The 15,301-nt window shown below is 48.8% G+C and carries 15 protein-coding genes and 1 tRNA gene; 13 read left to right on the top strand and 3 right to left on the bottom strand.

What is annotated here, in order from left to right; translation table 11 throughout:
* The 6 genes from Q9R25_RS06935 to Q9R25_RS06910 all read left to right on the top strand — a co-directional run bounded on the left by Q9R25_RS06935 (position 1) and on the right by Q9R25_RS06910 (position 4,201).
* Complete coding sequence (locus tag Q9R25_RS06935; RefSeq protein WP_074036285.1) at positions 1 to 996, top strand: gluconeogenesis factor YvcK family protein; 996 nt, start codon at positions 1 to 3, stop codon at positions 994 to 996.
* Between the two features lie 34 nt (positions 997 to 1,030).
* Positions 1,031 to 1,984 carry a DNA-binding protein WhiA gene (gene whiA, locus Q9R25_RS06930; RefSeq protein WP_159562637.1) on the top strand — a complete coding sequence of 318 codons (954 nt, stop codon included), beginning with the start codon at positions 1,031 to 1,033 and terminating at the stop codon, positions 1,982 to 1,984.
* A gap of 86 nt (positions 1,985 to 2,070) precedes the next feature.
* Complete coding sequence (locus Q9R25_RS06925; protein WP_012726920.1) at positions 2,071 to 2,307, top strand: hypothetical protein; 237 nt, start codon at positions 2,071 to 2,073, stop codon at positions 2,305 to 2,307.
* A gap of 93 nt (positions 2,308 to 2,400) precedes the next feature.
* Positions 2,401 to 2,916, top strand: coding sequence for a DUF2179 domain-containing protein (locus Q9R25_RS06920; RefSeq protein ID WP_311282955.1), 516 nt, complete (start codon positions 2,401 to 2,403; stop codon positions 2,914 to 2,916).
* Between the two features lie 89 nt (positions 2,917 to 3,005).
* Complete coding sequence (locus tag Q9R25_RS06915; protein ID WP_311282954.1) at positions 3,006 to 3,449, top strand: hypothetical protein; 444 nt, start codon at positions 3,006 to 3,008, stop codon at positions 3,447 to 3,449.
* A 56-nt stretch (positions 3,450 to 3,505) separates the two neighbouring features.
* Positions 3,506 to 4,201: a MerR family transcriptional regulator gene (locus tag Q9R25_RS06910; RefSeq protein ID WP_074036291.1), complete on the top strand. Its 696-nt coding sequence runs from the start codon at positions 3,506 to 3,508 to the stop codon at positions 4,199 to 4,201.
* Positions 4,202 to 4,233: 32 nt separating this feature from the next.
* Here Q9R25_RS06910 and Q9R25_RS06905 read toward each other — a convergent pair whose 3' ends face one another.
* From Q9R25_RS06905 to Q9R25_RS06895, 3 genes are all read right to left on the bottom strand, one after another.
* Positions 4,234 to 6,999, bottom strand: a complete 2,766-nt coding sequence (locus Q9R25_RS06905) for a putative bifunctional diguanylate cyclase/phosphodiesterase (protein ID WP_311282953.1) — start codon at positions 6,997 to 6,999, stop codon at positions 4,234 to 4,236.
* Between the two features lie 155 nt (positions 7,000 to 7,154).
* A complete protein-coding gene (gene clpP, locus Q9R25_RS06900) occupies positions 7,155 to 7,730 on the bottom strand; it encodes an ATP-dependent Clp endopeptidase proteolytic subunit ClpP (RefSeq protein ID WP_012726916.1) in 576 nt (191 codons plus the stop codon).
* 151 nt (positions 7,731 to 7,881) lie between these two features.
* Positions 7,882 to 7,954 (bottom strand) — tRNA-Arg (locus Q9R25_RS06895).
* 118 nt (positions 7,955 to 8,072) lie between these two features.
* Between Q9R25_RS06895 and Q9R25_RS06890 the strand changes: the two genes are divergently transcribed.
* From Q9R25_RS06890 to gpmI, 7 genes are all read left to right on the top strand, one after another.
* Entirely contained in the window at positions 8,073 to 9,218 is a 1,146-nt protein-coding gene (locus tag Q9R25_RS06890) for an RNA polymerase factor sigma-54 (RefSeq protein WP_311282952.1), read from the top strand.
* Between the two features lie 5 nt (positions 9,219 to 9,223).
* Positions 9,224 to 9,481: a glutaredoxin family protein gene (locus Q9R25_RS06885; protein WP_230872831.1), complete on the top strand. Its 258-nt coding sequence runs from the start codon at positions 9,224 to 9,226 to the stop codon at positions 9,479 to 9,481.
* 109 nt (positions 9,482 to 9,590) lie between these two features.
* Positions 9,591 to 10,619: a sugar-binding transcriptional regulator gene (locus Q9R25_RS06880; protein ID WP_084543053.1), complete on the top strand. Its 1,029-nt coding sequence runs from the start codon at positions 9,591 to 9,593 to the stop codon at positions 10,617 to 10,619.
* 59 nt (positions 10,620 to 10,678) lie between these two features.
* Positions 10,679 to 11,686 carry a type I glyceraldehyde-3-phosphate dehydrogenase gene (gene gap, locus Q9R25_RS06875; protein WP_012726912.1) on the top strand — a complete coding sequence of 336 codons (1,008 nt, stop codon included), beginning with the start codon at positions 10,679 to 10,681 and terminating at the stop codon, positions 11,684 to 11,686.
* Between the two features lie 97 nt (positions 11,687 to 11,783).
* Entirely contained in the window at positions 11,784 to 12,968 is a 1,185-nt protein-coding gene (locus Q9R25_RS06870) for a phosphoglycerate kinase (protein ID WP_074036297.1), read from the top strand.
* Positions 12,969 to 12,986: 18 nt separating this feature from the next.
* On the top strand, positions 12,987 to 13,739 hold the full coding sequence (gene tpiA, locus Q9R25_RS06865) for a triose-phosphate isomerase (protein WP_078147302.1): 753 nt from the start codon (positions 12,987 to 12,989) through the stop codon (positions 13,737 to 13,739).
* On the top strand, positions 13,740 to 15,278 hold the full coding sequence (gpmI, locus tag Q9R25_RS06860) for a 2,3-bisphosphoglycerate-independent phosphoglycerate mutase (RefSeq protein WP_012726909.1): 1,539 nt from the start codon (positions 13,740 to 13,742) through the stop codon (positions 15,276 to 15,278).
* Positions 15,279 to 15,301 lie beyond the last annotated feature (23 nt).

Genomic DNA, 15,301 nt, shown 5'->3' with positions numbered 1-15,301 from the left:
ATGAGACGAGATCGGAAAGTAGTCGCTATCGGGGGAGGGACAGGATTGTCCACTCTCGTTCGTGGGTTGAAACATTATCCACTCGATATCACGGCAATCGTCACGGTCGGGGACGACGGGGGGAGCTCGGGACGTCTTCGTGACGAGTTTCATATGTTGCCTCCGGGCGATATCCGTAATGTCATCTTGGCATTGTCGGAAGTCGAACCGTTAATGGATAAGATTTTACAATACCGCTTCGATACGGGATTTGGTTTAGAAGGGCATTCCCTTGGAAACTTGATGCTCACGGCGGCGACCCACATCTGCGAAGGCTCGTTTGTCAAAGCGATCGATGTCATGTCGCAGCTCTTGAACGCACAAGGAAAAGTATTGCCGGTGACTGAGACGCTCATGACCCTCGCAGCCGAGTTTGAGGACGGCACCATCGTCCAAGGGGAATCCAAGATCCCCCTTCATGAGCAACCGATCAAACGGATGTTTTTACTCGAAGAAGGCATTGAACCGGCCCCGGGCGTCGTCGAGGCGATTGAAGAGGCAGATGTCATCGTGCTCGGTCCAGGGAGTCTCTATACGAGTATCATCCCGAACTTGCTTATCCCAGCTGTACGGGAAGCCATCATCCGCTCGAAAGTCCCGGTCGTCTATATTTGTAACGTGATGACGCAACCAGGTGAGACGAAAGGCTATGACGCGATGAAACACTTGAAAGTCATCGAGTCGTACCTTGGGAAGGCATCGATTGACACGATTGTCGTCAACAACGAACCGATTGAAGAAGAGTATTTGGAGCGTTACCGTGAGGATGGATCGGAAGAGGTCCGTTTCGATCGGAAGAAGCTCCGGAACTATGGCACGAACGTTCTCGCTGGGGACATCGTCGACTATAATCGGGAGTATATCCGTCATGATTCCGACGCCATCGCCGGACTCGTCATGCAGCGGGTACTCCGCATCAAGAAGCCGCGCTCATTTCAAGAATTGGAACTGAAATAAAGATTGTTGGAAAGATAGAAAGGAGGGGGACTCGATGAGCTTTGCCTCAGATGTGAAGAAAGAATTGACACAACTCGAAGTGACCGACACGGAAGCGAAAGCGGAACTGTCGGCACTCGTTCGGATGAACGGGGTCATCTCGCTCGCCCTTGGACGAGGTATGACCTTAGATGTCTCGACGGAGAACGCCTCGATCGCCCGGCGGATTTACTCGTTGATGAAACGCCTTTACGACCATCCGTTAGACTTGTTCGTACGGAAGAAAATGCGTTTGAAAAAGAACAACGTCTACATCGTCCGAGTGTCACAGCATGCGGAAACGATGCTTCGGGATCTTGAGATCCTCGGAGAGAATTACGAGATGATTCGGACACTGAACTCGGATATGACGGGGGACGAGAACTTAGCGCGCGCTTACTTGCGTGGCGCCTTCCTCGCAGGCGGGTCAATCAACCATCCGAAAACGTCCTCGTACCACCTCGAAATCTATAGCTTGTACGAAAACCATAACCAGGCACTACGTGATTTGGCGAACCGGTTTGAGTTGAATGCGAAGACGCTCGAACGGAAAAAAGGGCATATCCTGTATATGAAAGAAAGTGAAAAGATTTCGGACTTCCTCAAGTTGATCGGGGCGACCCGGGGTATGTTGGAGTTCGAAGACGCACGAATCATCAAAGATATGCGAAACTCCGTCAACCGTCTCGTCAACTGTGAGACGGCCAACTTGAACAAGACGGTCGGTGCGGCATTGCGCCAAGTCGAGAACATCAAGTTCTTGGAACGGACGGTCGGACTCGACGTCTTACCGAAAAAATTGCGGGAAATCGCCGAACTGCGCGTCACGCATCAAGACGTCTCGTTACAGGAGCTCGGGGAGATGCTCGAGTCCGGTCCGATCTCGAAGTCAGGAATCAACCATAGACTTCGTAAAATTGACCAGATTGCCGAGCGCGTGCGCAGCGGCGATGAGATCGCATCCTCGTGATGCGGTTGCGCCAAAACCATTCTTCCTATATAATAAGCAATTGTGTATAGGTTTTATGAAAAGCGAGTAAAAGGAGCTTCATCATTATGTCGAATGAAAAGAAAAGATTATCGCTCACGATTGACGCTAAGCTCGACCAGGTCATCACAGAGCGTGCTAAAGAAATCGGAATTCCGAAAAGTGCACTCGTCACGTTCGCTACAAGCCTCTTCTTGAACCAGCTTCGTGCGGAAGAGTTGTTGAACGGGGACAAGAACGCAATCTACGAAGTCATTCGTAAAGACTACGAGTTGCTCACGAGCGTAAAGAATCTAGATAACTAAGTGAAAGGTTGACTCCGGTCAGCCTTTTTTAGTTGCATCTCTTTCAGAAATTTGGAATAGTGGTGATAATGAATTGGAACGGAGGTCGATCAAATGGGTCAAATCTTACTCATCCTACTGCTACAACTAATCTACGTTCCGGTGTTAACGCTCCGGACGATCATGCTCGTGAAAGGGAAGACCGTCATCGCCGGTCTATTCGGAACGTTAGAAACGCTAATCTATATTTTTGCGCTCGGCATCGTGTTCCAGGATCTGACGACGGTAGGTATGATCGTGTATGCGGTCGGCTTCGGGCTCGGAATCTTACTTGGCGGTTTCGTCGAACGAAAACTCGCCATCGGTTACAACATGATTCAAGTCCATACGAAAGAATATCCAGCGGAACTCATCCAACAGATACGTGACAACGGATATGGAGTTACGCATTATCAAGGGCAAGGACGTGACGGGGTCCGTTACCGTCTTGACGTATTGGCGGCCCGTACCCGGATGAAAGAACTGCGTGAACTCGTCGAGAAGCATGAACCGAAAGCGTTCCTCGTCGCATTTGACCCAATCGACTTCAAAGGCGGTTATATGATGAAAGGACTGCGTCGCCCGAAATGACGCACAAGACTCACGAAAGTGGGTCTTTTTTTGTTAGAGTAGGGATTTTATCTCGTGACAGGGAACTAGTGAAGAAAGGAGATGAGACCGTGAAACGAAATCGACGTGTGTGGATGATCTTACTGTTTGTACTTGTCGGGGCGGGAATCGTTTATTTCGCCATGACCTTATTTGGGGATGGAGAGGACAGTGTCAAGCCGCCGCTTCCAACGATTCGGGTTGGTTCGGTATCGGCAGAAGTGGAACAATCGACGTACTGTTGGGAGACCGGCAATCAAGCGACATGCGCCGATTACGGACTACCGGAAGCGGACGATCTTCAACTGATCACTGTCAAACCGGGAGACCGGATCGATGTCGTCTATCATGCAGAACCGATGACATCGAGTTTCAATCGAATCGAGGATGGAGAACTCGTCCCTTCCGAACTTGTCGTTCCGGATGAGCCGGGCATCTATCTCTATGAAGTCGGCGGAGAGTGGTCGCAAGGAGATAGCCGATACGTCTTCGGTGTCCGGGTCCCTGAAAACTAATGATTGACCTGCCTCTAAGGGGCGACTGTACAGTGAAAGTAGGAGGTGGGGAAACCGTGATTCCAATCGGAAGAGTCGCCCATGTGACCGGATTGTCGGTCAAGGCGATCAAATTTTATGAAGCGCGCGGATTGGTCCGCCCGACGCGGACCGAGAATCAGTATCGAATGTACGGGATGGAAGAGATTCGACGGTTAAGTGAAATCAAACGATTACGTCAAATTGGACTCCGTCTAGAACAAATTCAATCGGGTCTACCGGTTGATACATTACTAGAAACACGATTGGATGAAGTCCAGGCAGAAATCGAACGACTTCATCGAATCGAGAGGCAGATTCGATTGATGCAATCAGGAGGGAACGACATGAAGATTCGATATGAGATGTTGAATGAAGCCATTTCCGTCTATGGATATGGTGGTACGTTAGAGGAGATTCCGAACATGTGGGCCAAGCTTCAACCAGAATTGACGACAGACGAATCGTACGGGGTCTGTCTCCCGCAGGAGAACGGTTATGTCGCGGGGATGACGAAGCCGGTGTCGGGAGAAAGTGCGCGAAGTGTCGAACTGACGAAAGGGAACTATATCGTCGCGACGGTGCAGGGAGGCATCCCGATGATTCCGTCTACGTATGAGCAGCTAGTAAACGTTCCAGACGTGACGCTACGAGACGCGGTCGACTTCGAGCGCTATATTCACGGTCAAGGTGGAGCGGACGACATCATTGAGATTTGGATGCCCATCGAATAGAAAAAAGAACGCATCCATCGATGCGTTCTTTTTTAGAGAAAATGATGGAGATGTAACGTATTTTTAGCTTGCTCCGGAGTGAGATGGAAGGCGTGCTCAGTAGCGCCCTCTAGTAAACTCTGTTCAATTGGCTCTAATTCATATGTGTAAATCCCGTCCTCGAAGTCGGGAGTTCCGATGATGTTGACAGGAATCGGTTGGTCCTGCGATTTCATCAGAATGGAGAACTGTAAAAAATCGTTCGGCGGTAAAAACAAGGTCGTATATAATTTGAACGACTTACGATCTTCCATCGACACTAGAGCAGGTGCTCGACCCAAATCGGACGTGAACGATTGGATGCGAGAAAAAATCATTTGAACGGGAATCAGCATCGTATGGCCCTCGAGTGAACTCACTTCCGTCGGAGGCAAATACGTTTGATCAAGGAGAAGAATCATCTGCTCGCTCTCGACCGGTGGACTGAAGAGATAACCTTGGATCGTTTGGACACCATGGTCCCGCAACCAATTCAAATCACGGAAACATTCTACACCTTCGACGACGATATCCATGCCAAATTCTTTTGCGATATACATCAAGCTACGGACGATGGCTTGTGATTTCACATTTTGATGAATGCCGTGTGCGAAAATTCGGTCGATCTTCATGATTTGGATATTATAATCCTGTACGTACGCGAGTGAAGAATAACCGGTACCGAAGTCGTCAAATGACACGGTGATGCCGAATGCATTCAATGTCTCAAACACGGACTTCATTCGATCTCGGTTCTCCAATAGCGTCGATTCTGGAATTTCGATTTCTAAATAATGAGGTAGGATGTTGTGTCTCGTATAGGATTGTTGAATTTGTTGCATGTAGTTATCTAGATAGAAATAGGAAGCCGGAATGTTTATTGAAATCGGGATGCATGTCGGAAGCTGATTCATAAATCGACAGACTTCCTCGATTAAAAAGTCCGTCAATTCCACAATCTGTTGGTTGTGCTCAATCAACGGAATAAATTCAGCAGGCGAGATGGGTCCCCAAGTTGGATGTGTCCAGCGCATCAGTGCCTCAGCGCCAACAATTTCACCGGTCCACGCATGGACTTTCGGTTGATAGACAACAAACAGCTCCCTATTTTTGATGGCGGTGCGTAAATCATTGATCAACGTATAGCGACGCAAGGATGGCAAGTCAACGCTCGATGAATAGAACGCCAGATTGGAATGTCCCTGTGTGTAAGCGTGATTCGTCACCTGAACGGTATGGGCAATCAGTTCGTTCGCTGTCATCCCGTCATGTGGGGAGCGACAGACACCGACGGAAACGTGTGGGAAGATTTCATACTCACTGATGCTGTAAGCGCGTTCGGACAAGGTGGTCAACTTTTCACCGAAACGCCGGACTCTCTCATCGGTCCAATAACTAGGAATCACGATGCAGTATAAATCTTCATGAATGACAGCTAATAAGGCATCATCAGGAACGTAAGGTTGGAGCGTGCCAATCGTTACGGCATTCCATTCATCCGCTAATTCAAAGCCTAGTGTTTGTTTGACCTCCGCATAGTGATTGAAGGAAATTCCAATCATCGTGACGGATTGCGCCTCTTCTAATAGTTCTTCGATATGTGTCTTTAACGTATCTCGATTGGCAATTCCCGTAATCGGGTCCACTGTCCGTAATGTGGTGATTTCTTGCTCCTGTTCTTGCAGTCGCGTAATATTTTTCAAATAGGAACGGTAACCGGTTACATTTTTATTCTGATCCCAGATAGGTTCACGCTTTTCTTCCACCCACTTCAATTCATCCTTTACATAAACACGATATATGTAAGTAGCGGATTCTCCTTGTAACGTCTCATGACGTGATGAGGTTAGTCGTTCCAAATCTTCTGGATGAAGAAACTGCTTCCAAAATTCGAGCGTGATATCAGAAGGCTCAATCTCAAATCCAATCATACGGAATAGGCCAGGAGAAACGTGTTGGAACGTATCGCTCTGAAAATCAAACTCCATCATCCCGGCTTCGATAAACTGATTGAATTTCTCAATCTTCTCATTGTCAGTTTGGTAGACCGATTGATCCATCACCGCGCATGTAAGTAGTTTTCGATCCATAGATAAATGGCTACGTACGACATAATGGTGGTATTGCGATTCTTCTAAATGAAAGATTCGAACAACAGACTCCCGCATCTCAATCTCAGGGTCGATCATCAACTCACCAAGAATCTTTAAATACACATTTAAATCATCTGGATGGAGTAACTGTTTGAAGAGTAGCGGTGTATGTGTATCCGATGAAATAGTGCTAAGTCCGAACATATCTTTCAATGATCCAAATGTCTCGAAATAGTGAGTCTCTAAATTGAACTCAAAGAGGGCGAGACCGTGAATGTCGCCGAAGACTTGACGATAAGCATCAAAGCGCATGCGTTCTTGTGCGAGCTCATTTTCATATGTTCGCTCCATCACCGAGAACACCAAGGTAATCTCAGGGTGAACAGAAATAGGGACGGGCATCAATTGAAATAGACGATTCGACGGTTGAAGACGAACTTGAATCCCATCGTGTAACGAAGTCATGGATTCCGCAAAAGGGTCCAATTCGTTTGACAGTATTTCAACAAATTCTTCGATGGATTCTGAAAGCAACTTTTCGAACGAAGAGTTGACGAACCAAATTTCATCATCTTTAGTAAGAGCACATATGGCTTCAGGTGAATGCATCCAATATTCCGGTAATGAAGCATGATTATCCGAATCATCAAACGGAATAATTGAACTGAAATGTAATAATTTTTTCAAAATAAACCTCCCGATTTGGTCTACATTATCTATATATTCCTATTTATTATAGGTCTCTTGTTCAGAAAATAGGGTCAATATCTTTTTAACTTGCAGGTTTCAGAAGTCAATAAAAAAGACACACATCCAATTAGGATTGTGTGTCTTTCGGAAAATTAACGTGTCATGACTTTGTCGATGAGACCGTAGTCTTTCGCTTGGTCAGCTGCCATGAAGTAGTCACGCTCTGTATCGCGCTCGATGACTTCAAGAGGCTGTCCAGTGTTTTCTGCCATGATTTGGTTCAACTTCTCGCGCATCTTGATGATGCGTTCTGCGTGAATCTTGATGTCTGACGCTTGGCCTTGTGTGCCGCCGAGCGGTTGGTGAATCATGATTTCTGCGTTCGGTAATGCGAAGCGTTTTCCTTTTTCACCGGCTTGGAGCAAGAAGGCACCCATCGATGCAGCCATTCCGATACAAATCGTCGACACGTTCGGCTTGATGAAGTTCATCGTGTCATAGATCGCCATACCCGCTGTGATCGAACCACCTGGGCTGTTGATGTAGAGTGAGATGTCCTTTTCTGGGTCCTCAGCTGCAAGGAAGAGGAGCTGTGCGACGATTGAGTTCGCGACGTTGTCGTCAATCGCACTTCCGAGAAGGATGATGCGGTCTTTAAGCAAGCGTGAGTAGATGTCATACGCGCGCTCCCCACGGCCTGTCTGTTCGATAACTGTTGGAATTAACATTGAATCTGCCTCCTTTATGTAGGTTGTAATTTCATCATACCTGTATAGTCAATGATGGTCAAACGATAGTCATCGTTTTTCACCTATTCCACGATTTTCTTATCGTGAAACGAAAAAGAGGCCAGGCAATCTGCCTGACCTCTACATCTGATACACCCGGAGAGATTCGAACTCCCGACACCTGGCACCGGAAACCAGTGCTCTATCCCCTGAGCTACGGGTGCATATCTGTGACACGAATTTATTATACATTTGTTTTATTGAAAAAGCAATCCTGTTCACATAGCTTTTTTGAGCGCGACGGAAGCGGGTTCGATACAATAGAAAAGAGGGGGGAGAACGATGCAACGGCAGGAGCAAAAACAAATCCAGCAACAACAGATGACGCAAGACCTCGTGCAGCGGTTACCGGTCCTTGAGGCGGACCGTCTTGCGCTCGCATTCCGGCTGGCGCGTCTTGCACGGCATAACACGAACATTCAAATCGGGAGCGGGGGCATCGATTGGATTGCAGATGCGGCGAGCTCGTTTGAGGAGAAGCTGTTTACACAGATTTATGAGGGTAGCGGTAGTGAGGATGAGAAAGCGTTGCGACGACAACTCATCCTCTTGCTCGACCATCGGGGATTATTGCCGGATGCGAATGAGGTGTTGGCGACACGACTCGGTGTCGACGTCACTCGAATCGAACAGGCGAGGCAGGCGCTTTTATTTCTTGAACCGACGGGGATCGGGGCGAGAACAGAACGGGAGTGTCAATATCGACATGCGATCGAACATGAGGACCCTCGCATCGTCGATGTATTCGAAGCGATTGAGAGTGGGGTGAGTCCTCAACAGATGACGACTGCTCTTGCTATTTCAGAGGAGGAAATGGCAAGACTCGAACGAATCGTCGCGACACTTCCGAAACGTCCTCTATTATATGAAGAAACGGGTCACGTTTTTCCGGAAGTCGAGGTACGCTATGAAGAGGGGACACTCGTCACGACGTGGCTCAGTCCCGAACTCGACGAGTCGCGTGTCGGGAATGACCGTGAGGCGAAATGGTGGATGACGTCCCTTTCGATGCGGAACGAAACGCTGCGTGAGATTTGGTCAATCATTGAAGCACGTCAGACCGAGTGGCTCAAAGGGGAACTTGTCCTTAATCCGTTGACCCGACGGACGGTCGCGCAGCTCATCGGAAAACATGAATCGACGGTCGGACGAGCCATCCAAGGGAAGTTCGCCAAGACCGAGAGTGGCATCATGGAATGGCGACACTTTTTTGTTCGGTCTACAAGTCGCGGGCATTCGCCATTTATGATTAAACGGGCACTCGCAGAACTGATTCAACGAGAGAAGGCACCACAAAGTGATCAGGCGCTTGCGAATGAATTGATTCGATACGGTTATCAAGTGACCCGGCGGACGGTGACGAACTATCGGGAAGAGCTTGGATTCGGTAATTCGCGCGAGCGCGAGCGACAGGTATGGAAGGGATGACGAAAATGAAACTTACTTTATATAAACGTGACAATTGCTCACTATGTGACGAGGCGGTCGTCATGCTCGAATGGTTACAGGAAGATTACCCGATTGAACTCGAACAGATCGACATCACCGGGGATGAGGTGCTCGAGGCAAAGTACCTCTTTGAAATCCCCGTTCTCATACATGAAGGTGTAGTCATCAGTCAAGGGCGATATGATGACAACAAAGTTGAAGATTTTGTTAAGTATACGCTTACATCGAAAAAAAACGTTTGAAGGGGTTGCCAGACGGAAAAGTGATTGATAAGATGAACTCGTAGCGGTGGGACGCAAATAAAAAAGTGGGACAAAAGTTGTCCACACTGAAAGTCGAGGGGGTATGAGCATGATCCAGCAACTGATTCACGTTCAGAAGCAAATTGTCCCTGACCTGCTCGATACGCTCCGACATCGTTACGATATCTTACATTATGTCCGCTTGATGCAGCCGATTGGCCGCAGGACACTCGCAACGAGCTTGGGACTGACCGAACGGGTACTCAGACGAGAAGTCGACTTTTTGAAAGATCAAGGTCTTCTTTACGTCGCTACTCAAGGAATTTCCCTCAGTGAGACGGGACGAAACGTCTTACGAGACTTGCACGAGATCATGGGAGAACTTCTTGGGATCTCAGAAGTGGCAAGAGAGCTCGAAGAGAAATTAGGGGTTCGCCAAGTCGTCATCGTACCGGGTGACTCGGATGAGACATTCTGGGTCCAACGCGATATCGGACGGGCGGCGGTCACGCAACTAAAAGCGCGGCTCGCACCGGATGATAATGTGATTGCGGTAACGGGAGGAACGACGATGGCATCGGTCGCGGCGATGATGTCGCCCGATAAAAAAGAACGCCCGATGCATTTCGTGCCCGCACGCGGAGGTCTCGGCGAAACGCTTGAACTTCAGGCGAACACCGTCTGTTCACGCATGGCGGACCGGGCCCACGCAGACTATCATCTTCTACATATTCCGGATGAAGTATCACAAGAAACGTTCGACCGGATGGTGGAGGAACCTAGCATCAAAAATGTGTTGGAAATGATTAGAGCGGCGCGAATTGTGGTACATGGAATTGGTGAGGCAGAAACGATGGCAAAGCGCCGTCACGCATCACCGGAGCATTTGCGGATGATTGAACGGCATGACGCCGTCGCCGAGGCATTCGGATATTATTTCAATGCTGAAGGTGAGATCGTCCATCGCGTCAAGACGGTTGGAATCCAACTCGAAGAGCTGGATGACATGGATGCCGTCATCGCGGTTGCCGGAGGAAAATCGAAGGCACAGGCAATCGCCGCTTATGCGAAACACACGTCGAACATCATCCTCGTCACAGACGAAGGTGCGGCGAAAGAATTATTAACTTGTTATTAAAGAGTTGACCCCCCGTTGGCTCTTCAATAAATAGCTTCTACCCTAAGGAGGAAATTAACATGGCAGTAAAAGTTGGTATTAACGGATTTGGACGTATCGGTCGTTTGGCATTCCGCGAGATCATCAAAAACGAAGGAATCGAAGTTGTTGCAATCAACGACTTGACAGACACGAAGATGCTTGCGCACCTTCTCAAGTATGACACGACTCAAGGTCGTTTCGACGGAGAAGTTGAAGTACACGACGATCACTTCCTCGTAAACGGAGAGAAAGTTATCACGCTTGCTAACCGTAACCCTGAAGAACTTCCATGGGGAGACCTCGGTGTAGACATCGTTCTCGAATGTACTGGATTCTTCACTTCAAAAGAAAAAGCTGAGCTTCACTTGAAAGCTGGCGCGAAGAAAGTTGTTATCTCGGCTCCTGCTACAGGTGACATGAAAACTGTTGTTTACAACACAAACCACGACATCCTCGATGGTACTGAAACAGTTATCTCAGGTGCTTCTTGTACAACAAACTGCTTGGCGCCAATGGCTAAAGTACTTCAAGACCAGTTCGGAATCGTTGAAGGTCTCATGACGACAATCCACGCTTACACTGGCGACCAAAACACGCTTGACGCTCCACACCCGAAAGGTGACTTCCGTCGTGCGCGTGCAGCTGCAGCGAACATCGTTCCTAACACAACAGGTGCTGCGAAAGCAATCGGTCTCGTAATCCCTGAACTTCAAGGAAAACTTGACGGTGCTGCACAACGTGTACCAGTTGCTACAGGTTCACTCACTGAGCTCGTAACTGTACTTGACAAGCAAGTATCTGTTGACGAAGTAAACGCAGCAATGAAAGCAGCAGCGAACGAGTCATTCGGTTACACTGAAGACGAAATCGTTTCTTCTGACATCGTTGGAATCACATACGGTTCACTCTTCGACGCGACTCAAACGAAAGTCATGACAGTTGGCGACAAGCAACTCGTTAAAACAGTTTCTTGGTACGACAACGAAATGTCTTACACTGCACAATTGGTTCGCACAGTTAAGCACTTCGCTAACATCGCGAAGTAATTTCGTGAACTAAATAGAATCAAATAGGAGCGGAAACAAGAGATTGTTCTCCGCTCTATTTATGAAATGACACGCACGACATATGGAGGCGAAAGTTATGAACAAACAGTCTATTCGTGACATCGATGTAAAAGGGAAACGCGTCTTTTGCCGCGTTGACTTCAACGTTCCACTCAAAGATGGCGTCATCCAAGACGAAACTCGGATCCAAGCCGCACTTCCAACGATCAAGCACTTGCTTGACGGTGGTGCGAAACTCGTCCTTGCGAGCCACCTCGGCCGTCCAAAAGGCGAGAAGAACCCTGAGTTCTCACTTGCTCCAGTAGCGAAGCGTCTCGCTGAACTCCTCGGAAAAGATGTACCGCTCGTCGAAGAAGCATACGGTCCGGTCGCAGAAGAAGCGGTCGCTAACCTCTCTGAAGGCGATGTCGTCGTTTTAGAGAACGTTCGTTTCTACCCAGGTGAAACGAAAAACGACCCTGAACTTGCAAAAGGATTCGCAGCACTTGCTGACGTATACGTCAACGACGCGTTCGGCGCGGCTCACCGTGCACACGCTTCAACTGAAGGGATTGCGCACCACGTGGACACAGCCGTTGCTGGTCTCTTGATGGAAAAAGAACTTGAAGTTCTCGGTAAAGCTCTTTCAAACCCAGACCGTCCGTTCACGGCGATTATCGGCGGGTCGAAAGTAGCGGATAAGATTGGGGTCATCGACCACCTTCTTGACATCGTTGACACACTCATCATCGGTGGCGGACTCTCGTACACGTTCTCGAAAGCACTCGGGCACGAAGTCGGAACGTCACTCCTTGAAGAGGATAAGCTTGACCTCGCTCGTCAATTCATGAAGAAAGCAGAAGACAAAGGCGTGAAATTCTTGATGCCTGTCGACTGCGTCATCACAAAAGAATTCGGCGAAGAAACGTATGTCGGCCCAGTCGATATCGACTCGATCCCAGCGGATCACATGGGTCTCGATATCGGACCGAAGACAGTCGAACTTTACGCGGACGCGATTCGCGAATCGAAACTTGTCGTATGGAACGGACCGATGGGCGTATTCGAACTCGATAAATACGCAAACGGAACGAAAGGTGTCGCTCAAGCGCTTGCAGACAGCGATGCATACTCAATCATCGGTGGTGGTGACTCAGCAGCTGCGGCAGCCAAGTTTGGTCTTGCTGACAAGATGAGTCACATCTCAACTGGTGGCGGCGCGTCACTCGAATTCATGGAAGGCAAAAAACTTCCAGGTGTCGAGGCGTTGAACGACAAGTAATTTAGAGGAGGGTTATCGATGCGTAAACCGATTATTGCAGGTAACTGGAAAATGAACAAAACACTCTCGGAAGCTGTTGCTTTCGTTGAGGAAGTGAAAAACAACATCCCATCTACTGACAAAGTAGATGCAGCGATTGGTGCTCCAGCACTTTTCCTCGCACCAATGGTAGAAGCAGCTAAAGGGTCAAACTTGAAGCTCGGTGCACAAAACATGTACGACAAAGATAGCGGTGCTTACACTGGCGAAATCAGCCCAGTGATGGTCGCTGACCTCGGCGTGACTTACGTCATCCTCGGTCACTCAGAACGTCGCGAGTACTTCGGTGAGTCGGATGCGTTCATCAACAGCAAAACGAAAAAAGCGTTCGAACACGGTCTTACGCCAATCGTTTGTGTCGGTGAAACACTCGAGGAGCGCGAAGGCGACAAGTTCGAAGAAGTCATCAAAACACAAGTCGAAGGCGGTCTCGCTGACCTTTCTGCTGACCAAGTCAAACAACTCGTCATCGCGTATGAGCCAGTTTGGGCAATCGGTACAGGGAAATCAGCGGACGAAGCAGACGCACAAAGCTCTTGTAAATATGTTCGCGACGTGGTGAAAGGTCTTTACGGTGAAGACGTAGCGGCTGCAGTACGCATCCAGTACGGTGGATCTGTAAAACCAGAGAACATCAAAGAGTATATGGCACAGGAAGATATCGACGGCGCACTCGTCGGCGGTGCTTCACTTGAAGCCGCTTCGTTCCTCAAATTGTTGGAGGCGATTTAAATGGCTAGACCAGTCGCACTCATCATTTTAGATGGTTTCGGGATGCGTGACGAATCGTTCGGAAACGCAGTCATGGCTGCGAACAAACCGAACTTCGATCGCTACTGGGAGCAGTATCCACATACGCTCTTAAACGCAAAAGGCGAGTACGTCGGTCTTCCGGAAGGACAGATGGGGAACTCGGAAGTCGGTCACTTGAACATCGGTGCCGGCCGAGTCGTCTATCAGTCACTCTCACGCGTGAACAACGCAATCAAAGACCGTTCGTTATTCGACCGTCAGGCGATGAACCATTTGGCAGGTCATGTGAAGAAACATGATTCGAGCCTCCATATCATGGGTCTCGTATCAGATGGCGGGATTCACTCGCACATCAATCACATGTTTGCCATCGTTGAGTTCGCAAAACTCCACGGCATCGAAAAAGTGTACATTCACGCGTTCACGGACGGCCGTGACTGTGATCCGAAATCAGGAGCTGGTTTCCTCAAGGAAACAGAAGAAAAGCTTGCTGAACTCGGTGTCGGTCAAGTCGCTAGCGTGTCTGGTCGCTACTATGCCATGGACCGCGACAACCGTTGGGAGCGCGTCGAGAAAGTATACGACGTCCTCGTAAACGGTAAAGGCGAAGTTGGCACGGACCCAGTCGAAGTTCTCAAGAAGTCTTACGAGAACGATTTGACGGATGAGTTTGTGTTACCAACTGTCATCGAAAAAGATGGCAAGCCGGTCGCGACAATCCAGGACAACGATGCCATCATGTTCTTCAACTTCCGTCCGGACCGGGCGATCCAACTCGCAAAAGTGTTCAAAGAGAAAGTCGGCTTCAAAGGCTTCGAACTCTCAAGCAAACATCCAGAGAACATCTTGCTCGTCTCGATGACGAAGTTCTCGGATGAGGTCGACACGGATATCGTCTTCCCACCGGAAGATTTGAAAAACACACTCGGGGAAACGCTCTCTGCACAAGGGTACAAACAACTCCGTGCTGCAGAAACAGAGAAGTACCCACACGTCACGTTCTTCTTGAACGGACAAAAAGAACAACCATTTGAAGGTGAGGATCGTCTCCTCGTCCCTTCACCGAAAGTCGCGACGTACGACTTGCAACCAGAAATGAGCGCATATGAGCTCACAGACGGTTTGCTCGAGCGTATCGAGTCAGATGAGTATGATGCATACATCATCAACTTCGCAAACCCGGATATGGTTGGTCACTCAGGGAAGCTTGAGCCGACGAAGAAAGCGATCGAAGCGGTCGACGAATGCCTCGGTAAAGTAGTGGACGCATTACTTGCTAAAGGTGGCGCGGCCATCATCACAGCGGACCACGGGAACGCGGACATCGTCACGAACCCGGATGGCTCACCGATGACGGCGCACACGACGGAACCTGTTCCGTGTATCGTCACAAAAGAGGGAGTCGAACTGAAACCAGTTCTCGACGGCGCACTTTGCGACCTCGCCCCAACGCTTCTTCACCTTCTCGGTGGAGAGCAACCAGCTGAAATGACTGGTTCGTCAATCGTTACAAAATAATACAACTATTTTTCAAACGAAAA

Source organism: Exiguobacterium sp. BG5(2022), from assembly GCF_031844365.1.
Classification (GTDB): domain Bacteria; phylum Bacillota; class Bacilli; order Exiguobacteriales; family Exiguobacteriaceae; genus Exiguobacterium; species Exiguobacterium profundum.
This window is presented reverse-complemented; position numbering and strand designations above follow the sequence as displayed.